The sequence below is a fragment of the Hyphomicrobium sp. genome, assembly GCF_047600905.1.
Lineage (GTDB): Bacteria > Pseudomonadota > Alphaproteobacteria > Rhizobiales > Hyphomicrobiaceae > Hyphomicrobium_B.
Genome location: NZ_JASGKD010000001.1, coordinates 1,277,326 through 1,292,222, shown reverse-complemented (window position 1 = coordinate 1,292,222; position 14,897 = coordinate 1,277,326). Strand labels below are relative to the sequence as shown.

The window sequence follows — 14,897 nt, the reverse complement described above, 5'->3', positions numbered from 1 at the left end:
AGAGGTTCCCCATCATGACGCCTCGTCGACGTTATCACAGATCGCAAATTGCGAGGCGGCCGACGTTGTTGGACATCGGCCGCCCGTAAATGAATGCAAAATTGCAAGCAATATAACTTCAAGTATTGAAGAGGCACAGAACCCGTCGTTCAGGGCAACACGATCGTGCCTTTGTATCGTCCGGCAAAGAGCGTATCGGTCAGGCCCTCGTACATGTAGGTGCCGCCGCCGCTGGCGCCCTGATATTTCCCGGTGCCGCCGGTCTTTTGAAACGTATACTCTTTGAGATCGGAACCCTCTGTGTAAGTGAGAAAGACCTTGTCGCCGCCGGGGTGCGTGTCGGTGCAGGTTCCGTTGCCCTTCCAGCTACCATCCGGCAGGTATTCGTATTTGGCGGCGCACGCCTCGCTGACCTTATAGGTCTTGTCGGCATCGGAAAGCAGAACGCAGCGGCTCGTGGCGTCGACCAGCTTGTGCCCCTTTTCGACTTCCTTCTCGTCCCACTTGTCGGTGGCGCAGACGATGATGCCGTCTTCTTTGATGGTCTGGCCCGCGTGCGCGGCGGCGGACCCGATGACAAGAAACGCTGTACACGTAACAATCAGCGATGATCTGTAATCCATGGCGCTGTCCTTTCGTGCGATGAGGCCTATCGGCCGGCACGAGAAGTGACAGCTGGGTGTCTTCGGTCCTAGTATGTAACAGTGTCGTTGGTATCGAATATTGAACCCAAATCATTGGCGAATAAATACTTTCGGAGTAACTCGTTATGTCCGCCAGGGGTGCGCATAACTGGAGTGAGCCTCAGCAGCGAGCGATCCGCGCGCAACTCGATCGCGTCGTGAACAGCAGTTCGTTTCAGCAGTCGCAGCGTCGGCGGCGCTTTCTGGAATTTCTCGTCGAGGAAGCGCTCGCCGGTCGTGCCGAACGGCTGAAGGGCTACACGATCGCAGTTGAAGTCTTTGACCGCCAGGCATCCTTCGATCCGGCTATCGATCCCGTCGTCCGTGTCGAAGCCGGGCGCCTCAGAGACAAGCTGAGGGATTATTATTACGGCGAGGGCGCCACCGATCCTGTCTTGATCGACTTGCCGAAGGGCAGCTACGAGCCGGTCTTTGACTTTCGCGAGCCGCCACTCGAACCCGCTCCGCCGCATAATGATTCCGGTGCGGACGAGCCGGGGACGCAAAGCCAGGTTCAGCATCTGGCGCCCAAGGCGAACAATCTACCGCCGCGGCGCAACGTCATCATCGCAGCGTTCTTGGCCGCGGCGATCGGATCGTTCGTGTGGTGGCAGAGCGCGGTGCGCTCGCCATCGGTCTCCACACCCATCGATGGCTCGAAGGGGCCGGTCGTCGCGGTGATGCCCTTTGCCAACCTGAGCGGCGATCCGAAACAGGAATACTTCAGCGACGGTCTGACCGAAGATATCCTGACCGAGCTCTCACGTGCACGCGATCTCGTTGTTCTCTCCCGGGACCGGACGTTCCCCCTCAAGGGGCAGCCCATGAACGCGACGACGCTCGGACACGAACTCAAGGCAAACTACGTTCTCGAAGGAAGCATCCAGCGTTCGGGCGACCGGCTTCGGGTCACGGCCCAGCTGATCGATGCCGAGACCGGACAACACGTCTGGGCCGACCGCCTTGATCGCCAGATGTCCGATCTGCTCGTGGTCCAGGACGCAATCGTCAGCGAAATCGTCGCGAAGTTGACCGGCGGTTACGGCGTCATCAGCGTCGCCGAAAGCAGTTCGGCCAAGCGCAAGAGCCAGGATGAGATTAAGGCCTACGACTTGGTGCTCCGCGCTCAGGACGCGATGCGGCCGGAATGGAGCCGCGAGACGTTCGCGACTGCAAAGGGCCTTCTCCGCCAAGCCATCGCGCTCGATCCGATGAACGCACGCGCACTGCGTGAATTGGCTTACCTGTCGGCAATCGGCTGGGTCTTTCGCTTCGATTTAAAACCCGACCCGCAAGACGAGATCATCGCGCAAGCCGTCAAGGCCGTTCAGATCGATCCGGTCGATGCCCGTGCCCGGATGGTCGCCGCAGCCGCATACTTCTGGACCAGCCAGATGGATCTCTTCGAACGACATGCGCAAGAAGCGCTGCGCCTCGCGCCCTACGACGCGGAAATTCTGGCAGCCATCGGCACGATGTACGCCAAGTCCGGAGACTGGACGCGCGGCGTCGCACTTGTCGAGAAAGCCAACACTCTCAATTCCTACGCGGCGACGGGCTGGTATCAGTCGACCGTAGCGATCGACGCCTATTTGAAAGGCGATGCGCAGCGCGCCCTGACGATGCTGAGACAAAGCTCAGATCAGCAAACGTTCTATATCTACATCGAATACATCCCCATTTACGGTCGGCTCGGGCGCAAGGCCGACGCGCTCGCGGCATGGCACAAGCTGCTCGTCGAACAGCCCGATGCGACGGGCGAGACGTTCATGCAGTGGTTTCGTCTGTGGAACATGCGAGATGCCGACATCGCGAGCTTGATGGACGGCGTCCGTCAATCGGAAGTCCTGACCGCTGCACATGACGTGGGTGCGCCGAACTGAAACGCGAGCGGCGATACAGGCTCGATCGTCGTCCTCGGTTTTATGCCACCTGCGCCATCTTCAGAGCGAACGCAAAATTGAAGGCTGTGTCCTTCAAGCCATCGAAGCGGCCTGACGCGCCGCCATGGCCCGCGCCCATGTTCGTCTTGAGCAGCACGAGATTGCCGCTCGTATTTTTCACCCTGAGCTTCGCGATCCATTTCGCCGGCTCCCAGTAGGTGACACGCGGATCGGTCAGCCCGGCGAGCGCGAGGATGTGCGGATAATCCTTCGCTTCGACGTTGTCATACGGCGAATAGCTGCGGATGTAGTCGAAATCGTCTTTGCTGGTGAGCGGATTTCCCCACTCCGGCCATTCCGGCGGCGTCAGCGGCAAGTCCTTGTCGAGCATGGTGTTGAGAACATCGACGAACGGCACGTCAGCGATGACGGCGAGGAAAAGGTCGGGCGCCATGTTGGCGATAGCGCCCATCAGCATGCCCCCGGCCGAGCCCCCGTTGGCAACGATCCGTCCCTGTTTCGTGAAGCCCTGTGCGATGAGATGCTCGCCCGCCGCAATAAAATCGGTGAACGTGTTTTTCTTCTTCTTCATTTTGCCGTCGGTGTACCACCGGTAGCCCTTGTCCTTGCCGCCGCGAATGTGGGCGATCGCAAAGATGAAACCGCGATCGACCAGCGACAGCCGCGCCGTCGAAAACGAGGCGGGCATCGCGATGCCGTACGCGCCGTAGCCATAGAGGAACAGCGGCGCCGAGCCATCGAGCGGCGTCGTCTTCTTGTAGAGCAGCGTCACGGGAACGAGGGCGCCGTCCTTGGCGGGCGCCAGCAGGCGGCGCGTCACGTAGTCTGCCGGATTGTGTCCGCTCGGGATCTCCTGCCGCTTGCGAAGCGTGCGTTCGCGCGTCGCCATGTCGTAGTCGTAAGTCTCCGCCGGCGTCGTCAGCGAGGAATACGTGAAGCGGATGCGCGTCGTGTCGAACTCGTAGCCCGAGCCCATGCCGAGCGCGTAGGCTTCTTCATCGAAGGCAATCGTGTGCTCGCCGCCCTGATCCAAGAACTTGTCGGCGCGTGTCGTCGCCGCCGCGATCGGCGTAACGACGATGCGCGGCAGGCTCTCTTCACGCTCGAGCCGTGTCATGAAATTTTGAAACACGCTGACATCGAGGATCAGCCGCCCCGGCTTGTGCGCAACGATCTCGCGCCAGTTCGCTTCCTGAGGAGTGTCCGCCGGCGCGATAACCACACGGAAATCTTCTGCGCCATCGGAATTCGTCGCGATGACGAGATTATTCCCATGGTGCTCGACGCTATACTGATGCCCGACGCGCCGGGCGGCAACGAGTTCGAGGCGCAGCGTCCGGCTTGTCTGCGTCGATCAGCCGGACTTCGCTCGTATCGTGGTCGTGAATGTCGATAAGGATGAACTTGCGCGATTGCGTCGACGACAGTCCAACGAAGAACCCGGAATCCTTTTCCTCGTAGACGAGCTTGTCTTCCGAAACCGGCGTGCCGAGTTTGTGGCTGTAGACGAACAGCGGCCGCTGGTGCTCATCGACCTTGATGTAGAAAAGCGTCCGCCCGTCGCTCGACCATTCGAGACTGCCATGCGTATCCGGAATCTCGTCCGCGAGGTTCTGCCCGCTCGCAAGGTCACGAATCCGAACCGTGTAAAGCTCCGAGCCTTTGTCGTCGGTCGCATAGGCGAGCAGGGTGTGATCTTCAGTATGGGCCGTCGCCCCGAGATCCCAATAGCGCTTGCCCTCCGCTTCTTTGTTGCCGTCGAGCAGGACCTGCGCATCGGCAACCGAGCCGCCGCGCGCAATCCGGCACATCTGCGCGTACTGGCCGCCTTTGACGAAGCGCGGGAAGTATTCATACGGCCCATCCGGCTGCGGAACCTGCTGGTCATCCTCTTTGAGCCGCGCCTTCATCTCCCGGAACAATTCTTCGCGCAGCGGCTCCGTGTCGGCCATCATTGCCTGGGTATAGGCGTTCTCGGCTTCGAGATGGCCCCTGATTTCGGCATCGAGCGTGTCCGGCTTGCGCATGACCTCTTGCCAGTTGCCGGCCCTGATCCATGCGTAGTCGTCGGTAAGGGTAACGCCGTGGTGTATTGAAACGACTGGCAGGCGCTTGGCGACGGGCGGCTCAGGCGAAATTGCTTCCTCCGCCAGCGCGGCCTTGTCGGATCGGTCAATCTTCGCACCAGTCATCGGTCGGCACACCTTTCGACGCTTGAATTTGGTTTGGGCGCATTCTTCTCCGCCGCCCGGCGCCTTCCGTCAACGCGGCGCAGACTATAGAGTAATGGTCAAATGGAGCGGGGGTCGCGTCAAGAATTAGCAATGTCGTAATCTAATCTCGAGCGGAGATTGACAATGAAGTCGTCCTGTAGTCAAAGCTTTCGCAAGTGAAGCCGAGTTGATCTTGTTTTCTACGTTCTTGATATTGGGAATCCGGACTCACGTCGCCGACGGCGGCGATACAGCGGCGGGGTGTCGACATGGACGGGCGGTCCGGGCGGGTTTCTCGATCGTTGGATGAAGCGGAAGACAATCAAATGGACAGTTCAGCTCCGCCTGAGCTCGTGACGATCACCGCGACGATCGTTGCCGCTTACGTCAGCAACAATTCGATCGCCTCGACCGAGCTTCCTGGTCTTATCGCCGAAACACACGCCGCCCTCAGCCGCGCTGCCGGCCGGACCGTTCCGCCGGAGCGCGAAGAGTCGAAGCCCAAGATCGCAGTCAAGAAGTCGGTCATGCCGGACTTCATCATCTGCCTCGAAGACGGCAAGAAGTTCAAATCTCTGAAGCGGCATTTGCGGACGCACTACAACTTGTCGCCGGAAGAATATCGCGAGAAGTGGGGTCTGCCGCCGGATTATCCGATGGTCGCGCCGAACTACGCCAACGCCCGCTCGCAGCTCGCCAAGAAGATGGGCCTCGGTACGCGGCGAGAAAAATAGTTTCCTCGCCCGACTTTTTCTTCCTGCCTTTTTGCAAATCACATCGGCTTCGTGAAAGTCGAGAACCGTTTTGCGAGCGCCGTAAGACCGCTTCGCTCGAACACCGAGAATTCGGCGCGTTCCTGTCTCAGCAGTTGGACCAGATGCGCGTGCCGCGCGATATCGTAAGCGCGATTGCCTGAGGCGCCGCGCCGTCGCTCGCGTCTCAGCTCACGCTCGATAACGGCAATCAGCTTTAATCTCCCTTCGCGCGACCTGTCGCTCAGATCCTTCGGCCAGACAGGCAAAAATTCCCTCGGCCCGTTGCTGCAATTGGACTCTGCCTTGCGACTGATGCCGGGCCGCGTGTTCGCGGCTGTGGGTATGTACCGTTTCGGAACGAGCTTCTTCATGGCCGACGACTGTGAAGCCGTCGCGGGAGGCGAGGATAACTTTTCCGATTTCGTCGCCGCTAAGGTGAACGACGACATCGAAAAAAAAACTTATCCCCGCTGTTTGGAGCGCTCGTATTCTACTCGCGAACGATACAACTACCGCCATCAACGGCGCGGGCTTGCACCTCAACGACTGTCAGTGGGCTGCGATTGGAGCCACGGGAAGGATAGATGTTACAGGCTTCGCTTTCTTCGACACTGAAGATGCGCCGTCGCACGGCCGCATCTCACGAAGCGCTCGAAAGCTTGCGCCACCGGCAGGCGCGGATCGCGATCGATCTTGCGATATCGAACGTCTTCGGAGTCGATGCCGGAAGCCTCTGGAGCTGCTCGCGTGGTGTCCGCGATATCGCCGAGGCGCGCCAGGTCGCGATGTATCTCGCCCATGTCTGCTGTCGAATGACGCTGACGGAAGTCGGCGCCATGTTCGGTCGCGACCGCACCACCGTCGCGCACGGCTGCCTGAAGGTCGAATACCGCCGCGACGATCCGAGTTTCGACCGCGCATTAGACATATTGGGTTGGGCGATGCCGACGCTCGTGCTTCGCAATCCGATACGCGATCGGATCAACGCTATCAAAGCAAACGAGGACCACGAATGGCTGTAAGATCGCTTCGCCGCCGGACAGCGGAAACCGCCCAGGATTGCACCGCGCCGGCACGTAACCTCGCCGAAAGCCCTCTCGCGTGGCTCGCCCGCCGCAAGGATAAGGACGGCCAGCCGATGATCGCCGATACCGAGTTCGATGCCGGCGAAAGGCTTCGCGCCGATTTCTGGTTCGCGCAGATGACGCCGCGCACTACCGCGAACTGGTCGCTGCTTCTCTCCGGTGGCGGTGGCGGCAAAGGCGCGCCCGATATCGGCCCCGAAATCAGAGATTCCGTCGTCGCCGCGCAGGAGCGTGTGAAGCGCGCGCTCGTAGCCGTCGGCCCCGATCTCGCCAACGTCCTGATCGACGTCTGCTGCCATCTGCGCGGTCTGGAAGCGAGCGAGAAGGCCAGCGGCTGGCCGCAGCGCTCGGGCAAGATCGTACTGCAGATCGCGCTTCGGCAGCTCGCGCGTCACTATGGGCTTCTGCCATCCGCGCTGCCACGCGACGATCGTCCGGTTCGCGTCAGGCACTGGGGCACGAGCGACTACCGGCCGGAGATCGACCCCGCGCTATAATGGCCGGGCGTGACCCGGCCATCCAGGGCAGCGAGTTCAAGCCGCGAGCATCTCTGCCGCGTCCGAGCGAATGCGCTTCACCATCGACGCAAGACCATTGGAACGCTGAGGCGTCAGATGCTCCTTGAGGCCGAGGCTCGCGAAAATCCCTTCGGCATCGGTCTTGAGAATTTCGTCCAGCGTCTTGCCCTCGTAGATGATGAAGAGCAGCGCGATCAGACCCTGCACGATGTGCGCGTCGCTCATGCCCTGCATCTCGAGCCTGTCGCTCGCGCTGGGCTTACCCGCGACGCCGACGCGTTTGGTCGCGAGCCATACCTGGCTGGCGCAGCCGCGAACCTTGTTGGCGTCGGTGCGCAGCTCTTCGGGGAAGGGCGGCAGCGCCCGGCCGAGCTCGATGACATAGCGGTAGCGGTCCTCCCAATCATCGAGGAGCGCGAAATCGGCGCGAATGTCTTCAAGCGTCATCAGGAAAATCCGGCTTCGGCCCGCAAGCGGCGGCCCGTTCGCCCTACACATAGGGGCCGCGCCGGTAAAAGGGCAAGGCCGGAAGGCGGTCTTCGGCCGGTTCGCCGGTCAGATGCCGCTGTGGCTCGTCTGCTTGCCGCGCCAATCCGGCGTTTTATCGAATGGCGTCAACGTGCCGCTGTCGCGCTCGAGCGACGCCGGCGCGATGCCCTTGCCGCGGCCATTGTCGTCGAGCTTCAGACTTGCGGTGCTCATGCTGCCGCTGGCGTAGCGCTCGCGCGCCATCTCGTAGGCGAGCTGCGCGCCGAACTGAGCCTTGGCCACGAATTGGGTCCACAACTCGGCGCTCTTCGTGCACACCGTCGCGTTCCGGTCGCAAAAGGTGACGACCCATTCGGCCGTTGCGCCCGCGCGTTCGTAGAGCCGCTGCTGCTGTTCCTTGTCGGAGGGAAGCAGCGCGATCCCGATCGCGGCGACTGTAGCAATACGCAACAAACCCATGACACAAACCTTCGCATCTAACGTCCGGCGTCATGCCGGACGGGGAAGCGGATGGAACGAGGACTTTCCCTCGCCACTATCGATACCAGTTGCGTATCAAGGTTAAGCTAGCCCGCGACGCACAATTTGACGGGCATTTTCGCAAAATGCGAAAGCGCAGATTAACGAATCGGAAAGCCATTTTCTTCGACAGTTAAGGACGTCTTAACGGCTGGTAATGATACTCGCCGTTTGAGGGGCGCGCGTAGAAGAGGGCAGACGATGACTGAGAGGGACCGCAAGCTCGCAACTATCCTGTCGCTGCTGGCAACCACCAGCGTCGCCCTCAATATGCTCGTCTTCCAGAATTCCGGGAACAAGGCCAACGCGATCGAAACGGGCGGCATCACCGACCGCACCGCTTGGGTCGACGGCCCGGGCATCGAGCTTGGCCCGACGGCGCCAGGCCCTGGCGCCGACAAGTCGACTGCGGATGCCGGCACTTTGCCGCCCGCGCCACTTGGAACCACGGACGACGCCAACCGCGCCGACATCACCAAAGGCGTGCAGCGCGAACTCAACGCCATCAACTATGAGCCGGGCCCGGCCGACGGAATGCTTGGCCTCGTCACGCGCGCTGCGATCTTCGCCTACGAATACGATAACGGCCTGGTGCTTACGAGCGAGCCAAGCGACCAGCTTTTGAGTCAGCTGATCCTCGGCTCTTCTTCGCTCGCGGCCAATCCCGCGCGACCGGGCAAGACGATGACGCCGGACGCCGAAAGCCTCGTGCGCACGGTGAAGCAGCAGCTCTCGGCGCTTGGATATCAGACTGGTGTGCCGGGTTCCGCTCTGACGCCTGAATTCGCCCGTGCCATTCGCGAATTCGAGACCGATCAGAAACTCAAGATCAGCGGCCGCATCTCCGCCCCGATGGTGAGCCGGCTGTTGCGCCTGAAGAGCGAACCCAAGGCGCGCCGCGCGGCTATCGCCAAGGCATCGGCGCGCTAGAGATTTTCGGGCCTCTCCTGCTAACGTAGCGCCATGCGCCTCAAATCAGAAATCTGGGTCAAAGCCTATCTGCGCCGCTGCCAGTTCAATGGCGCGATGGGTGTAATCGCGCGCCACGGCGACGATGATGCCGGTGCGATCTTCATCAAGATCGTACGAGCCGACGGCGCCGCCGCTGTGTTCTCTCCCGCGCCTGCAGGTCTCGATGACGCCGACATCGATCGCCGTTGGGTGTCGCGCTTCAAGGACGGCTTCGTGCCGGAGTTCGAAGCCGAAGCGATGTTGAAACGCGAGGCGAGTTTTGACAGCGACATCTGGGTCGTCGAGATCGAGGATCGCGAAGGTCGCAACTTCCTCGGCGATGAATTGATGAAATAGCAACAGCGCGTGGCGCATCTGCGCGAAGTCGAATTTCGTGTTTACAATCCTTTAACTTGTGGACGACTGTAATTCATCTGATGCGATGATTCTGGCGGCCGCAGCGCATATTCGCCACATCGGTTTCGCGTATCGGATCCCGGTGGCGGGTGCCTTCTAGGCGGGGAGTGCCGCGTGGCGTGAGCGAAGCTCGCGCTTTTGGGGGAATGCGCATGGCGACGATACTGGAATTCAAATCAGTGCCGCGACCTACCGCGGCGTCGATGCTGGCCGCATGCGAAGCGGCGGCGTCGGCAGAGATCGTTTTCTTTCCCGGCGTCCGCTACGAGCGGCAGGGAGAGGAGAGCCTGGAAGACATGAACAAGGCCAGGCGCCACCGCGAAGAGCCCGATTACGAAAGCTGAGTCTCTCTCGCGCCGATAACTGCTGCGCCATCGTCGCGCATCTCAATTTCTTTCCGCTCCAGGCCGCGATCGGGCCAAGCTTCTTATTTGAACTGCGCCCTGGCACGCCTGAACGGTGGACTTCGGCCTAAACCGACGGCGACAAAAAGCGATACGGCACCGTCATCGCTAAAGCCGTCATCCGCGACCTCATCAAGCCCCGCCGAGCGAACACGACGCCTTGGCAAGCGCTGCAAGCTCGTCGGCGCGGTAGGGTTCACCTTTGTCGGGTGCGCGAACGACAATAAGACCTTTTTCCGCGGCTATCGTTTGCTGCGGGTCGGTGTTGGCAGCATTCACGCTCGGCAATCCGAGAAATCGTTCATCCGACGGAATGATCGAAAGATCGATCGTCGTCTCGCGGTCGGCCGACGCGGCAGCGAAATAAAGGTTCGTCCCGTCGGGCGCATAGACGCCGACCGTCCATCCGAGATCCGGCAGCAGCGCGCGAACCCGCAGCGTCCCGTTCGCCGTTTCGAACGGACAGATCGCGTAGCGCGCGTCGGGTGCCAGGAACGGTAGCGGCTGCCGCTTCGGCGCAACCTCCTGCGCGATCGTCATCTTGTTTTTCGCGAACGCATGCGCGAGCCGCCAATAGGCCGACCCGCGCGTGTCGTTGACCGCAAGAAAAGTCGCGACGATGTGCACGATCGCGAGCACGGCGAAGAAGATCAGCAGCAAACGCCAGTCGAAGCTCCGCAGCAGCCTCATGAGCAGCCCTCGCGCTTGATGATCGGCAGATGCTTGTTGCGCTCCGCGCGTTCCTCCGCGGAAAGCCCGGTGGCGGGATCGAGCACCGTGAAAACCAAAACCAGCCGGCCGGCGCCGCTCGTCGGCAGCCAGTTGCCGGGCCGCGCGTCACGACCGAGCGTAACGACGAATGAGCCGTTCGGATTGGGCGCGATGGTATCGGCGGTGAATTCGTAGCGATCCGCGTCGTTGCCGATCAGATTGCCGCGCGCATCGAACACCGCGAGGCTCCACCACAATCCGCGCATGTTGGCACCGTCGATGACGTAATTGCACGACGAATGCAGTCGCGCGCCATCGGAGTCCGTTCGCGCTTCGAAGATGCCGGCGCTGTCGGAACCGATGCGAAGCTTTCCGGTCGTGACCATGTGCGCTTTGGTGTAGGGATCGGCATCGTCGCGACCGATGTTCGGCCATTGCTGCCACGGCCCGTAAGTCGCAACCGACAGCGGCGATCCTCGCGAAACCATGTACCGGCTCGACCATAGCCCGATCGCGATCGCAAGCATGATCGTCAGCAGCACCGTGATCGCACGGACGATGATGCCGATGATCGCGCGTGCGACGCTCAGTTTCGACTGTATCGATGCTGGCTCCAATTCGATCGTTGCCACGTTTGTCCGCTTTCCTATCGCATCCGTATTCAGGGCAACGCGGCAGCTGAGGCTTTCGATACCGGAGCCGCCCCGGCTGCTGGAATCGAAAGATCATCATGAGACGTATCGAGCAATGCGCGCCGGTCAGGCTTGTCCGCCGTCGGCTGCGGCTCCTTTGGATCGGCAGGCATCGGCAGCTGTGAAGCGCCGCCATTTCCAGGAGCCGGTGCCGGACCTTCGTCGTTTGCCTTGCGCAGCGCCGCGATCAAGACCTTGAGCGCCTCGCGCGTCTTCGGCGGCATGATGCTCTGCGGCTTCTGAGCGTCGGACGCTTGCGCCGGCTCGAGCCCCGCCGCGACTTGTTGCGCCCGGAGTTGCGCCAGCCGTTGCTGTTCCTCGACCTGTCGCGGATGCGGCGCGAGGCCGGGGATCGTCGGAATGTTCATGTCGGTATGAGCGACGGTCATGACGTCATGCCAGATCGGCGCCGCCTGATGGCCGCCTGTTACGCCGGCTCGCATCGGCCTGTTGTCGTCGTTGCCGATCCAGACGCCCGCCACGTATTTTCCGGTGAAGCCCATGAACCACGCGTCCTTCGGGCCGGTCGAGGTTCCCGTCTTGCCCGCGACGTTGGTGAAATCGAGATTGGCCATGCCGCCGGTGCCCTGCGTCACGACGCGATTGAGCATGACGTTCATCTCTTCGGCGACGTGCCGGGAAAGGACTTGCGGCGCAGGCGGCTCGTCGCGTTCGCGCGAATAGAGCAGATCACCCTTCGATGTCGTGATGTCGAGGATGCCGTAGGGCTTGGCGAGCTTGCCGCCATTGGCGAAGGTCGCAAAACCGCCGGTATGCTCCAGTACCGTGATGCCGCCGTCGCCGAGCGCCATCGAGCATGTTTTCTTGACGCCTTCGATGCCGAGCCGCTTCGTCATCTCGATGACTTTTTCACGCCCGACCGCGAACGACAATTCGGCCGCCACTGTGTTGAGCGAGCGCGCCAACGCCTCCCAGAGCGGCAGCCGGCCGCCCGAACCGCCGCCGCCGCCGTAGTTCGACGGCGACCAGTTTCCGCACGAGCGCGATGCGTCGCGAACGATGGTTTCGGGCGTATAGCCGTTCTCCATCGCGGTGGCGTAGACGTAGACCTTGAACGATGACCCCGGCTGGCGCTTGGCGTGCGTAGCCCGGTTGAATTGGCTTTCGCCGTAGTCCGGTCCGCCGACGATCGCCTTCACCTTTCCGTCGGTCTCCATGACGACGATGGCGCCGGAATGGAAATTGTTGTCCCGTCCTTCCTTGCGCAGCGCGGCGGCGAGGGCTTCCTCCGCCTGCCGCTGAAGCGTGAGATCGATGGTCGTTCGCGCCGTCAGCACGTATTGGTTCTTGCCCTCGGCGATGCGCTGGATTTCTTCGTATGCCCAGTCAAGGAACCAGTCCGGGCTCGTCGACGCCCGTGCTTCGACGATCTTCGCTGGGCTCATGCGCGCCGCGTGCACCTGGCCGGCGGTGTAATACCCGGCCTCGACGAGGTTATCGAGAACCTGGTTGGTACGGGCGCGCGATGCCGCGAGATCGACGAGCGGCGAATATTTCGACGGCGCCTTGAACAGACCCGCAAGCACGGCGGCTTCCGCCATGCTGATGTCGCGCACCGATTTGCCGAAGTAATATTGCGACGCCGCTTCGACGCCGAATGTGCCGCCGCCCATGTAGGCGCGATCGAAGTAAAGCTTCAGGATCTGCTTCTTCGAGTACCGGCTTTCGAGCAGGAACGATAGGAACAGTTCCTTGATCTTGCGCTGAAGCGAGCGTTCCGACGACAAGAACAGGTTCTTGGCGAGCTGCTGCGTCAGCGTCGAGCCGCCTTGCACGACTTCATTCGCCTGCACGTTGGTGACGAGCGCGCGCAAGGTGCCGAACACGTCGACGCCGTAATGCTCGAAGAAGCGCCGGTCTTCGGTTGCCAGCGTCGCCTTGATCAGAACGTCGGGAATTTCATTCAGCGGAACGGAGTCGTTGTGCAGAATGCCACGCCGTCCGATCTCGTTGCCGTTGACGTCGAGGAAGGTCACGGCGTAGCGCCCGGTCAGAAACTTGCTTTCGTCGAACTCCTGGAAGGCGGGCAGCGCCAGGCCGTAAAGCACGACGAAGCCGCCGAACAGCATCGTCAGGCTTTCGGACGCGAATTCGTTGAGCAGCCGCCGCCAGCCCACCAGTTGGAAGCGCGCGAAATAGCTCGACCCCGCGTTCCAGTAATCCTTCACGCGCGACCACGCTTCCCCGAGCGCGGAATTGAGTTTCGAATCAAGAGCGAGCCAATCGATGAAACGATCCCGGCCGCCCTGCTTGTGAAACCAGTCGTTCAAGAAGCTGCACCCCTTGGCCGCGTCGGTCGCATTACGCCGCTCTTGTCACTGACGAGACGCGGGCTTAAGCCCTTTACAGCGAGAATCTATTTCGCAACAGCAATTGCGACGCGTCCCGCCGGATGCGCCGCATCACCAGTTTGCGGACGATACGCGTCGCAAGTCGACAAAATTGTGGTTATCCCGGCCGCACCGGGAAGGGAAGAGCAACACCTGATGTTGGACGGCAACGATCCACCGTTCTGGCGCACGAAAACCCTCGAAGCGATGAATCGCGACGAGTGGGAGGCCCTGTGCGACGGCTGCGGACGCTGCTGCCTCGTCAAGCTCGAGGACGAGGATACGGCCGAGATCTACCTGACCCGCCTGTCGTGCGCGATGCTCGACGTCCGCACCTGCCGCTGCAAGGACTATCCGAACCGCTTCCAGAAGATGCCCGATTGCCTCGAGATCGACATCGCCCGCGCCCGAGAGTTGTCGTGGCTGCCGAAAACCTGCGCCTACCGCATCGTCGGCGAGGGCGGTGATCTGCCGTGGTGGCATCCGCTCGTCTCCGGCACGCCTGAAACGGTGCATCAGGCCGGCATCTCAGTTCGCAGCTTCGCGATGACCGAGCGTCGCGTGAAGCAGGAGAACTATTGGAAATACATCATTCCCGATCTCCCCGACGAAGCCGAAGCGCCACCACGTGCGCGTCGCCGTGGCGAAGGGTCCGATGCGAGAAATCGGAAGAAATAGCGGTCCATTCACCGTCATCCCGGCGTAGGTCGGGATCCCGCCAAGCCGGAGATTGGGGCGGATCCCCGCATTCGCGGGCATGACGTCTTGGATGCAGGCGTGCACGCTACCATTCAAAAAACGCACAAACTTATCCCCGTTCGCTGGGGCTCGGATATACTGGAAGATTTTCACGGCTCTAGGTAATTTCTGTAAGCTATTCAATGCATTAGTTCGTTTTTCCCATTGACAGCGCGACGCTTGTAAGGCATCATTTGCGTATGATGCGAAAAGTGTGAAAGGCAGTTTCTCCTGCCTCGATCGCACCTCGCGGATCCCCAATCAAAATTCGAAAAGGTCGGGCGGCGCATGGCGGCATCGGTTGCGCGCGCGACGAAAGGCTCGGCCGCCAACGGCGCGAAGCCGAAGCCGTCAAAGCCAACGAAACCGGCCGCCAAATCGAAAAGCGCAGCGGCGCAGCCGACAACGACAGACGACGAAACAGCTCCATCCGCGGCGGCCGAACTCGACGAAGGAGAGTCGCCGCG

15 protein-coding genes and 1 pseudogene are annotated in these 14,897 nt (G+C 61.4%); 8 read left to right on the top strand and 8 right to left on the bottom strand.

Translation table 11 applies throughout. The features are described from left to right. Nucleotides 1-149: 149 nt before the first annotated feature. Complete coding sequence (locus QM780_RS06355; protein ID WP_415069638.1) at nucleotides 150-623, bottom strand: hypothetical protein; 474 nt, start codon at nucleotides 621-623, stop codon at nucleotides 150-152. A gap of 146 nt (nucleotides 624-769) precedes the next feature. Here QM780_RS06355 and QM780_RS06350 point away from each other — a divergent pair, with 146 nt between their 5' ends. Next, on the top strand, nucleotides 770-2,566 hold the full coding sequence (locus tag QM780_RS06350; RefSeq protein ID WP_415069637.1) for a hypothetical protein: 1,797 nt from the start codon (nucleotides 770-772) through the stop codon (nucleotides 2,564-2,566). Between the two features lie 40 nt (nucleotides 2,567-2,606). Here QM780_RS06350 and QM780_RS06345 read toward each other — a convergent pair. Further along, a pseudogene (locus tag QM780_RS06345) lies at nucleotides 2,607-4,779 on the bottom strand (S9 family peptidase). Nucleotides 4,780-5,126: 347 nt separating this feature from the next. Here QM780_RS06345 and QM780_RS06340 point away from each other — a divergent pair. Continuing rightward, nucleotides 5,127-5,534, top strand: a complete 408-nt coding sequence (locus QM780_RS06340) for a MucR family transcriptional regulator (RefSeq protein WP_415069636.1) — start codon at nucleotides 5,127-5,129, stop codon at nucleotides 5,532-5,534. 38 nt (nucleotides 5,535-5,572) lie between these two features. On the opposite strand, the gene QM780_RS06335 is transcribed toward QM780_RS06340, so the two are convergent. Next, nucleotides 5,573-5,821, bottom strand: a complete 249-nt coding sequence (locus QM780_RS06335; protein WP_415069635.1) for a hypothetical protein — start codon at nucleotides 5,819-5,821, stop codon at nucleotides 5,573-5,575. A gap of 318 nt (nucleotides 5,822-6,139) precedes the next feature. On the opposite strand from QM780_RS06335, the gene QM780_RS06330 reads away from it, so the two are divergent. Then, the gene (locus tag QM780_RS06330; RefSeq protein WP_415069634.1) at nucleotides 6,140-6,577 is read left to right on the top strand and encodes a helix-turn-helix domain-containing protein; all 438 of its coding nucleotides are present in this window, start codon (nucleotides 6,140-6,142) and stop codon (nucleotides 6,575-6,577) included. Next, nucleotides 6,568-7,137, top strand: coding sequence for a DUF6456 domain-containing protein (locus QM780_RS06325; protein ID WP_415069633.1), 570 nt, complete (start codon nucleotides 6,568-6,570; stop codon nucleotides 7,135-7,137). Before QM780_RS06330 ends, QM780_RS06325 begins: the two co-directional genes overlap by 10 nt. A gap of 36 nt (nucleotides 7,138-7,173) precedes the next feature. On the opposite strand, the gene QM780_RS06320 is transcribed toward QM780_RS06325, so the two are convergent. Together QM780_RS06320 and QM780_RS06315 are read right to left on the bottom strand one after the other, a co-directional pair. Next, nucleotides 7,174-7,605, bottom strand: coding sequence for a SufE family protein (locus QM780_RS06320; protein ID WP_415069632.1), 432 nt, complete (start codon nucleotides 7,603-7,605; stop codon nucleotides 7,174-7,176). Nucleotides 7,606-7,713: 108 nt separating this feature from the next. After that, nucleotides 7,714-8,106 (bottom strand): DUF5330 domain-containing protein, encoded by a 393-nt coding sequence (locus QM780_RS06315; RefSeq protein ID WP_415069631.1) that lies wholly within the window; start codon nucleotides 8,104-8,106, stop codon nucleotides 7,714-7,716. Nucleotides 8,107-8,367: 261 nt separating this feature from the next. On the opposite strand from QM780_RS06315, the gene QM780_RS06310 reads away from it, so the two are divergent. The 3 genes from QM780_RS06310 (at nucleotide 8,368) to QM780_RS06300 (ending at nucleotide 9,878) form a co-directional block, all read left to right on the top strand. Then, entirely contained in the window at nucleotides 8,368-9,096 is a 729-nt protein-coding gene (locus tag QM780_RS06310; RefSeq protein ID WP_415069630.1) for a peptidoglycan-binding protein, read from the top strand. Nucleotides 9,097-9,129: 33 nt separating this feature from the next. Next, nucleotides 9,130-9,474 (top strand): DUF1491 family protein, encoded by a 345-nt coding sequence (locus QM780_RS06305; RefSeq protein WP_415069629.1) that lies wholly within the window; start codon nucleotides 9,130-9,132, stop codon nucleotides 9,472-9,474. Between the two features lie 212 nt (nucleotides 9,475-9,686). Further along, nucleotides 9,687-9,878 carry a hypothetical protein gene (locus tag QM780_RS06300; RefSeq protein ID WP_415069628.1) on the top strand — a complete coding sequence of 64 codons (192 nt, stop codon included), beginning with the start codon at nucleotides 9,687-9,689 and terminating at the stop codon, nucleotides 9,876-9,878. Nucleotides 9,879-10,070: 192 nt separating this feature from the next. Here the strand turns inward: QM780_RS06300 and QM780_RS06295 are convergent, their stop codons facing one another. From QM780_RS06295 to QM780_RS06285, 3 genes are read right to left on the bottom strand one after another with little or no spacing between them, the layout of a single operon-like run. Continuing rightward, complete coding sequence (locus tag QM780_RS06295; RefSeq protein ID WP_415069627.1) at nucleotides 10,071-10,628, bottom strand: hypothetical protein; 558 nt, start codon at nucleotides 10,626-10,628, stop codon at nucleotides 10,071-10,073. Then, nucleotides 10,625-11,281: a DUF1214 domain-containing protein gene (locus QM780_RS06290; protein ID WP_415069626.1), complete on the bottom strand. Its 657-nt coding sequence runs from the start codon at nucleotides 11,279-11,281 to the stop codon at nucleotides 10,625-10,627. Before QM780_RS06290 ends, QM780_RS06295 begins: the two co-directional genes overlap by 4 nt. A gap of 29 nt (nucleotides 11,282-11,310) precedes the next feature. After that, nucleotides 11,311-13,632 carry a PBP1A family penicillin-binding protein gene (locus QM780_RS06285; RefSeq protein WP_415069625.1) on the bottom strand — a complete coding sequence of 774 codons (2,322 nt, stop codon included), beginning with the start codon at nucleotides 13,630-13,632 and terminating at the stop codon, nucleotides 11,311-11,313. Nucleotides 13,633-13,848: 216 nt separating this feature from the next. Here QM780_RS06285 and QM780_RS06280 point away from each other — a divergent pair, with 216 nt between their 5' ends. Beyond that, on the top strand, nucleotides 13,849-14,370 hold the full coding sequence (locus tag QM780_RS06280) for a YcgN family cysteine cluster protein (protein WP_415069624.1): 522 nt from the start codon (nucleotides 13,849-13,851) through the stop codon (nucleotides 14,368-14,370). Nucleotides 14,371-14,897: the final 527 nt, after the last annotated feature.

What these genes read in the sequence shown, in the direction of transcription:
- QM780_RS06355 (WP_415069638.1), bottom strand. Translation starts at nt 623, where the DNA reads ATGGATTACAGATCATCGCTGATTGTTACGTGTACAGCGTTTCTTGTC.
- QM780_RS06350 (WP_415069637.1), top strand. Translation starts at nt 770, where the DNA reads ATGTCCGCCAGGGGTGCGCATAACTGGAGTGAGCCTCAGCAGCGAGCG.
- QM780_RS06340 (WP_415069636.1), top strand. Translation starts at nt 5,127, where the DNA reads ATGGACAGTTCAGCTCCGCCTGAGCTCGTGACGATCACCGCGACGATC.
- QM780_RS06330 (WP_415069634.1), top strand. Translation starts at nt 6,140, where the DNA reads ATGTTACAGGCTTCGCTTTCTTCGACACTGAAGATGCGCCGTCGCACG.
- QM780_RS06325 (WP_415069633.1), top strand. Translation starts at nt 6,568, where the DNA reads ATGGCTGTAAGATCGCTTCGCCGCCGGACAGCGGAAACCGCCCAGGAT.
- QM780_RS06320 (WP_415069632.1), bottom strand. Translation starts at nt 7,605, where the DNA reads ATGACGCTTGAAGACATTCGCGCCGATTTCGCGCTCCTCGATGATTGG.
- QM780_RS06315 (WP_415069631.1), bottom strand. Translation starts at nt 8,106, where the DNA reads ATGGGTTTGTTGCGTATTGCTACAGTCGCCGCGATCGGGATCGCGCTG.
- QM780_RS06310 (WP_415069630.1), top strand. Translation starts at nt 8,368, where the DNA reads ATGACTGAGAGGGACCGCAAGCTCGCAACTATCCTGTCGCTGCTGGCA.
- QM780_RS06305 (WP_415069629.1), top strand. Translation starts at nt 9,130, where the DNA reads ATGCGCCTCAAATCAGAAATCTGGGTCAAAGCCTATCTGCGCCGCTGC.
- QM780_RS06300 (WP_415069628.1), top strand. Translation starts at nt 9,687, where the DNA reads ATGGCGACGATACTGGAATTCAAATCAGTGCCGCGACCTACCGCGGCG.
- QM780_RS06295 (WP_415069627.1), bottom strand. Translation starts at nt 10,628, where the DNA reads ATGAGGCTGCTGCGGAGCTTCGACTGGCGTTTGCTGCTGATCTTCTTC.
- QM780_RS06280 (WP_415069624.1), top strand. Translation starts at nt 13,849, where the DNA reads ATGTTGGACGGCAACGATCCACCGTTCTGGCGCACGAAAACCCTCGAA.